The organism is Pseudomonas sp. EL_65y_Pfl1_R83 (genome assembly GCF_963970695.1).
GTDB lineage: Bacteria > Pseudomonadota > Gammaproteobacteria > Pseudomonadales > Pseudomonadaceae > Aquipseudomonas > Aquipseudomonas tritici.
The window spans coordinates 1-501 of sequence record NZ_CAXAQI010000282.1 but is presented as its reverse complement, the minus strand read 5'-3'; the positions used below and the strand labels follow the sequence as shown (position 1 = coordinate 501).

Annotated in this window: 1 protein-coding gene; it reads right to left on the bottom strand. The window is 65.9% G+C overall.

All coding sequences use genetic code 11. The annotated features are described in order from the left end of the window. A partial coding sequence (locus AACY08_RS28885) for a hypothetical protein (protein ID WP_339472500.1) occupies window positions 1-501 on the bottom strand: 501 nt, incomplete at both ends.

The following is a 501-nucleotide window of genomic DNA, read 5'->3' as shown; positions in this document are numbered from 1 at the left end:
CGCCCCCTGTGCCACCGTCTGCGCCGCAACGGTCGTGGCGAGCACGATCAGCGCGGCCCGGATATGGTCTGGCGTGGCCCCCGCCTGCGTTGCCGCGCGAATACCGATCGTGGTCAATGCGAACATGAAGCCGGAGGCGATGCCATAGCGCGCCGCCGGTTGCCCGAGCGCACGGAGAAACGCTCCCGCTGCCATCCGCTTGCCGCCAGTTGAAAGGACCATCACCCCGGCGACGCCGAAGCCGATGCCGACCCAGGTCGGCAGGCTCAGATGATCGCCGAGCAGAAACACCGACAGCAGCGCGCTCTGCACCGCCTCGGTCTTGGAATAGGCCGTGCCGACGACGAAATTGCGCTCGCCAAACGCCATCAGCAACAAATTGGTGGCGATGATCTGCGCCAGTCCCCCGCCGAGGCAGAAGGGCACGAACCACACGCCCAACGCCGGAAACGGCGTGCGCGCAAACACCGCTTCATAGGCTATCACCAACAAAACCGCGAC